At 47.0% G+C, this 6,485-nt stretch carries 8 protein-coding genes; 1 reads left to right on the plus strand and 7 read right to left on the minus strand.

Going from position 1 to position 6,485, the window contains the following annotated elements:
• The 7 genes from rplC to C557_RS0121915 form a co-directional block, all read right to left on the minus strand.
• Positions 1 to 624, minus strand: coding sequence for a 50S ribosomal protein L3 (gene rplC / locus C557_RS0121885; RefSeq protein WP_018753994.1), 624 nt, complete (start codon positions 622 to 624; stop codon positions 1 to 3).
• A 46-nt stretch (positions 625 to 670) separates the two neighbouring features.
• Positions 671 to 979 (minus strand): 30S ribosomal protein S10, encoded by a 309-nt coding sequence (gene rpsJ, locus C557_RS0121890; protein ID WP_006037947.1) that lies wholly within the window; start codon positions 977 to 979, stop codon positions 671 to 673.
• A 353-nt stretch (positions 980 to 1,332) separates the two neighbouring features.
• Positions 1,333 to 2,523 (minus strand): elongation factor Tu, encoded by a 1,191-nt coding sequence (tuf, locus tag C557_RS0121895; RefSeq protein WP_018753995.1) that lies wholly within the window; start codon positions 2,521 to 2,523, stop codon positions 1,333 to 1,335.
• 86 nt (positions 2,524 to 2,609) lie between these two features.
• Complete coding sequence (gene fusA / locus C557_RS0121900; RefSeq protein WP_018753996.1) at positions 2,610 to 4,688, minus strand: elongation factor G; 2,079 nt, start codon at positions 4,686 to 4,688, stop codon at positions 2,610 to 2,612.
• Between the two features lie 47 nt (positions 4,689 to 4,735).
• On the minus strand, positions 4,736 to 5,206 hold the full coding sequence (gene rpsG, locus C557_RS0121905) for a 30S ribosomal protein S7 (RefSeq protein ID WP_018753997.1): 471 nt from the start codon (positions 5,204 to 5,206) through the stop codon (positions 4,736 to 4,738).
• Between the two features lie 94 nt (positions 5,207 to 5,300).
• Positions 5,301 to 5,723, minus strand: coding sequence for a 30S ribosomal protein S12 (rpsL, locus tag C557_RS0121910; protein WP_018753998.1), 423 nt, complete (start codon positions 5,721 to 5,723; stop codon positions 5,301 to 5,303).
• A gap of 143 nt (positions 5,724 to 5,866) precedes the next feature.
• Positions 5,867 to 6,118: a ribosomal L7Ae/L30e/S12e/Gadd45 family protein gene (locus C557_RS0121915; protein WP_018753999.1), complete on the minus strand. Its 252-nt coding sequence runs from the start codon at positions 6,116 to 6,118 to the stop codon at positions 5,867 to 5,869.
• A 169-nt stretch (positions 6,119 to 6,287) separates the two neighbouring features.
• Here C557_RS0121915 and C557_RS0121920 point away from each other — a divergent pair.
• Positions 6,288 to 6,485: helix-turn-helix domain-containing protein (locus C557_RS0121920; protein WP_018754000.1), on the plus strand; the 198-nt coding region annotated here is incomplete at its 3' end.

The raw sequence follows: 6,485 nt of genomic DNA on the forward strand, positions 1-6,485 counted from the left end.
TTATTTCTTGATGGTTTCTTTTACTTTAACGAAGCTATTTTTAGCTCCTGGAATGGAGCCCTTCACCAGCAGCACATTACGTTCAGCATCTACGCGAACAATCTCAAGACCCTGGATCGTAACCGTATCGCTACCCATATGTCCTGGAAGGTGTTTGCCTTTCGGAACACGGTTCGCTTGGATAGAACCCATGGAACCAGGTCTGCGATGGTAACGCGATCCGTGAGCCATCGGGCCGCGACTTTGTCCCCAGCGTTTGATAACACCTTGGAATCCTTTACCTTTAGAAACACCCGTTACGTCAACAAATTCGCCCTCAGCAAAAATATCAACCTTGACCTCTTGGCCAACTTCATATCCTGCCAAATCAATGCCGCGAATTTCACGAACGTAGCGCTTAGGTGTTGCGCCTGCTTTCTTCGCATGCCCAACTTCCGGTTTGTTTGAGCTAGATTCCTTTTTATCGGCATAACCGATTTGGATGGCTTCATAACCGTCGTTCTCCAGGTCTTTCTTTTGCAGAACCACGTTAGAGCTTGCCTCAATGACCGTTACGGGAATGACATTCCCTTCCGGAGTAAATACTTGAGTCATTCCAAGTTTTTTTCCTAAGATACCTTTCATGTTGACACCTCTTTTCCTTTCCTGATTACCTTACATATAGTAGGTATTACAATTTGATTTCAATATCTACACCCGACGGCAGATCCAAGCGCATCAAGGCATCCACAGTTTGTGGAGTTGGGTTTACAATATCGATTAGACGTTTGTGCGTCCGCATTTCGAATTGTTCCCGGGAATCCTTGTACTTGTGTACCGCACGGAGAACAGTAATAATTTGTTTCTCGGTTGGCAACGGAATCGGCCCAGATACGCCAGCACCTGAACGTTTTGCCGTTTCAACGATCTTCTCTGCGGATTGATCAAGAATTCTGTGGTCGTAAGCTTTCAAACGAATACGAATTTTTTGCTTTGCCATTTTAGTCCCTCCTTCTATCGCCCAATTTGGTATCGGACATACTCCGCGAAAATTTTCTGACCACTCTCCCATGGCAAAGGGGCCGGGTGTGTCAGTAACCTCTCGCATCATCGCAACGTCACAGAACAACATTCATTATTATATAGAAAACACAGAAACAATGCAAGCAGAAATTACAAAAGAATTCATCATTGCTTATAGCGATATTTATTATAGAAAGAACTAATATGATCGGGGTTCATACACCTGACCGGGAGACATCTGGAAATGCTTTTGGAACCTGGGATGCAACTTTCAAAAAAAACAACCTCCCTTGAAGGGAGGTTGTTTTAATTCAGGCGGTTAAGCCTTTATTATTTGTTGATTGTAACAACGGCACCCGATCCAACTGTACGGCCACCTTCACGAATGGAGAAGCGAGTTCCTTCTTCGATCGCGATTGGGGAGATCAGTTGCACGGTAACTTCGATGTTATCGCCAGGCATAACCATCTCAGTGCCTTCTGGCAGGTTGATGATACCTGTTACATCCGTTGTACGGAAGTAAAACTGTGGGCGGTAACCTGTGAAGAAAGGCTTATGACGTCCACCTTCTTCTTTTGTCAATACGTACACTTGAGCTGTAAACTCAGTATGCGGATTAACGGAAGCTGGTTTAGCCAATACTTGACCGCGTTCGATTTGGTTACGGTCAACACCGCGGAGCAATGCGCCGATGTTGTCGCCCGCTTCAGCGGAATCGAGCAATTTACGGAACATTTCAACGCCGGTAACAACGGATTTTTTAGTTTCTTCTTGGATACCCACGATTTCGATTTCGTCGCCGACTTTAACTGTACCGCGTTCAACACGGCCAGTAGCAACTGTACCACGACCTGTGATCGAGAATACGTCCTCGACAGGCATCAAGAATGGTTTGTCAATTGGACGCTCTGGAAGCGGAATGTATTCGTCGATGATTTCAAACATCTCAACGATTTTCTTAGCCCAGTCGCCAGTAGGATTTTGCAACGCTTCACGAGCGGAACCACGGATAACAGGAGTGTCATCACCAGGGAACTCATATTCGTTCAGCAAGTCGCGAACTTCCATTTCAACCAGTTCAAGCAACTCTTCATCTTCAACCATGTCGCATTTGTTCAGGAATACCACGATATAAGGTACGCCTACGTTACGGGACAACAGGATGTGCTCGCGAGTTTGCGGCATTGGGCCGTCAGCTGCGGATACAACCAGGATTGCACCGTCCATTTGAGCTGCGCCGGTGATCATGTTTTTAACATAGTCGGCGTGCCCTGGGCAGTCAACGTGTGCATAGTGACGATTAGGAGTTTCATATTCCACGTGGGAAGTCGAGATTGTGATCCCGCGTTCGCGTTCTTCTGGAGCTTTGTCAATTTGGTCGAATGCTACAGCAGCACCGCCATATGTTGTGGACAATACAGTCGTGATGGCTGCAGTCAGAGTTGTTTTACCATGGTCGACGTGACCAATTGTACCGATGTTAACATGCGGTTTTGTACGTTCGTATTTAGCCTTTGCCATTTTAAACAGTTCCTCCTTAAAATATGGATTGTTATGTTTGACTGATCGAAAGAGTTGATCTTCCGATCAGCAAGTACAACGAATAATTATTCTGCGCCTTTGTTCTTGGATACGATTTCTTCGGCGATTGTCTTAGGAACTTCTTCATAGTGAGAAAGTTCCATCGAGAATACACCGCGTCCTTGCGTACCGGAACGGAGCGTAGTCGAGTAACCGAACATTTCGGAAAGAGGTACCTTGGCACGAATGATTTGCGCGCCCCCACGAGAATCCATACCTTCGATTCTACCGCGACGGGAGTTCAGCATACCCATTACATCACCCATGTATTCTTCCGGAACCGTTACTTCAACCTTCATGATCGGCTCAAGAAGGGCTGGCTGACATTTATCCTTGGCTGCCTTAAGCGCCATGGAACCAGCAATCTTAAACGCCATTTCACTGGAGTCAACATCATGGTATGAACCGTCTACGATAGTAGCCTTGACATCCACCAGAGGGAATCCGGCGATAACACCGCTCTTCATAGCTTCTTCAATACCTTGCTGTGCAGGAGCAATATACTCTCTTGGTACGGAACCACCGACGATCTTGCTGTCGAACTGATTGCCTGTACCTGGCTCCAGAGGTTCAAATTCAACCCAGACGTGACCGTATTGACCACGACCACCGGACTGACGAACAAATTTACCCTCAACGCGAGCAGCCGCCTTGAACGTTTCACGGTAAGCAACTTGAGGTTTACCTACATTCGTATCTACTTTGAATTCGCGGCGCATCCGGTCGATGATGATATCCAAGTGAAGCTCACCCATACCAGCAAGGATCGTTTGTCCCGTTTCTTCATCTGTATGAGCACGAAGCGTAGGGTCTTCTTCTGTCAATTTACCGAGAGCCACACTCATTTTGTCTTGGTCGGCTTTCGTCTTAGGCTCAACTGCGATCTCGATAACCGGATCAGGGAAGTTCATCGATTCAAGAATAACCGGTGCCTTCTCATCACACAGTGTATCACCTGTACCTGTATCTTTCAAACCTACAGCAGCGGCAATGTCACCAGCGTATACTTCGCTGATTTCTTGGCGGCTATTGGCGTGCATTTGCAGGATACGGCCGATCCGTTCGCGCTTGTTCTTCGTTGCATTCAACACATACGAACCGGATTGCAAAATACCGGAATATACGCGGAAGAATGTCAATTTACCGACATAAGGGTCGGTCATGATTTTAAAAGCAAGTGCAGCAAACGGCTCTTCGTCCGAGGAATGACGTTCTACTTCAGTACCGTCTTCCAGGTGACCTTGAATGCTTGCTACGTCGATTGGAGCTGGCAAATAATCGATAACGGCATCCAGCACAAGCTGAATCCCTTTGTTACGATATGATGAGCCACAAACGACCGGGAAGATTTTAACTTCACAAACACCTTTGCGAAGCGCAGCCTTCAGTTCTTCAACGGTGATTTCCTCGCCTTCGAGGTATTTCATCGTCAAATCTTCGTCCAGCTCAGCAACCTTCTCAATCAATTCAGCGCGAAGTTCTTCAACCTTTGCAGCCAAATTGGCAGGGATCTCAGTTTCTTCGATGTCTTGACCCAAATCGTCTTTATAAATATACGCCTTTTGTGTAACAAGGTCGATAATACCGACAAAGTCATTTTCCGCACCGATCGGCAGTTGGATTGCAACTGCGTTCGCTTGCAGACGTTCGCGCATATCTTTAACAACGTTCAGGTAATCAGCACCGATGATATCCATTTTGTTGACATAAGCGATCCGAGGAACGCCATAGCGGTCCGCTTGTCTCCAAACGGTTTCAGACTGAGGCTCCACGCCTTCTTTCGCACTGAATACGCCTACAGCCCCGTCCAATACACGAAGGGAACGTTCGACTTCAACGGTGAAGTCGACGTGTCCCGGGGTATCGATGATATTTACGCGGTGACCTTTCCATGAAGCGGTTGTCGCAGCGGAAGTAATGGTAATCCCGCGCTCTTGTTCTTGTTCCATCCAGTCCATTGTCGCAGCACCTTCGTGAACTTCACCGATTTTGTGCGTACGGCCTGTGTAGAACAAGATACGTTCCGTCGTGGTCGTCTTTCCGGCGTCAATATGCGCCATGATCCCGATATTACGTGTATTTTTCAAGGAGAACTCTCTTGCCATGAATCTGTCTCCCTTCAAAATAGAAGTTTTGGATTGTGGATATGATCCTACCAGCGATAGTGAGCAAACGCTTTGTTTGCTTCCGCCATTTTGTGCGTGTCTTCACGTTTTTTAACGGAAGCGCCTGTGTTGTTCGATGCATCGATAATCTCTGCAGCCAAACGCTCTTCCATCGTCTTCTCACCGCGGTTGCGGGAGTAGTTGACAAGCCAACGTAATCCCAAAGCAGTACGTCTTTCCGGCTTAACCTCGATTGGAACTTGGTAGTTGGCACCGCCCACACGACGAGCTTTAACTTCTAGTACAGGCATGATATTCTTGATCGCTGCTTCAAATACTTCCATTGGGTCATTCCCCGTACGTTCTTGAATCAACTTGAACGCATTGTAAAGGATGCTTTGAGCAACGCCGCGTTTACCATCAAGCATGATACGGTTGATCAGGCGAGTAACAAGTTTGCTGTTATACACCGGATCCGGCAATACGTCTCTCTTGGTAACTGGACCTTTGCGTGGCATAGTTATCCCCCTTTCAGTACAAATTCAAACCTAATAGTAGTAGTTCAACAAGTCATTTCGCCTTACTGAACATGCTCCTAAACCCTAAGCAATTTTAGGATTTCTTCGCTTTCGGACGTTTTGCGCCGTATTTGGAACGGGCTTGCATCCGGTTGTTAACGCCAGCGGTATCCAAAGCTCCGCGTACGATATGATAACGCACCCCCGGAAGGTCTTTGACCCGGCCACCGCGAATCAGCACAACGCTGTGTTCTTGCAGGTTATGACCGATACCCGGAATGTAAGCCGTCACCTCTACACGGTTCGTCAAGCGAACACGGGCATATTTACGAAGTGCGGAGTTTGGTTTCTTAGGAGTCATTGTACCCACACGAGTGCAGACACCGCGTTTTTGCGGAGAACTCAAATCTGTAGCCTCACGTTTCAGAGCGTTAAACCCTCTTTGCAACGCTGGCGATTTGGATTTGTACACCTTATCTTGGCGTCCCTTGCGTACTAATTGGTTAATAGTTGGCATGTTGTTGCCACCCCCTTCCTCAAATTTCATGATCCTTTACAAAACTCTTGATTAAGCCCACAGACCCAGGCGGTTCATAAAAGAACAAAGGAAAAGTTCTTGCCCGAGAGTTTCCCCTCTGTCAGCAAAAACGTTTCTATCAGCTATGGCTTAACAATCGCAACCATCGCCGCTCCCACTTCAATCCCGCAAGCTTCTCCGAGATTGGCCATCGTGTCTACATACGTAACCTTCACAGCGTGCTGGTTGCATAAGGCGACGATCTTCGATGTAAGACGCGGATCTGCATTTTCAGCTACATACACTTCCTCGGCCCGTCCAAGTTCAACCATTCGCATGGTTTGCTTGGTGCCGATCTTAATGGGTGCGTCTCTCAGTCCTTTATCATTAGACATATTCCGTCCTCCAAAGCACAGGGTGTATCCACACTCGCGCACTACGATATAGTAGCACTTCTTCATAGCCCATGTCAAGCATATTATTCAGAGGTTGTTATTCTTCTGTGATAATGTCACCCTATAACTGTTCTGAGATAATGTCACTATGGGACAGGAGACATTCACATTGACAAGAGCAGAATTAAAGAAGGTAGTTGTGGTGGAAAAAATTCTTGGGGGACATATGACGAACAAGGAAGGAGCAGCGGCTCTAGGGCTGACTGAACGCCAGATCATTCGATTAAAGAAGAAGTTCATCGCTGAGGGAGGAGCGCAAGGATTGGTTCATAAGAACCGGGGAAGGAAACCGATTCATGCTTTAGAC

This window comes from Paenibacillus sanguinis 2301083 = DSM 16941, from assembly GCF_000374825.1.
GTDB classification, from domain to species: domain Bacteria; phylum Bacillota; class Bacilli; order Paenibacillales; family Paenibacillaceae; genus Fontibacillus; species Fontibacillus sanguinis.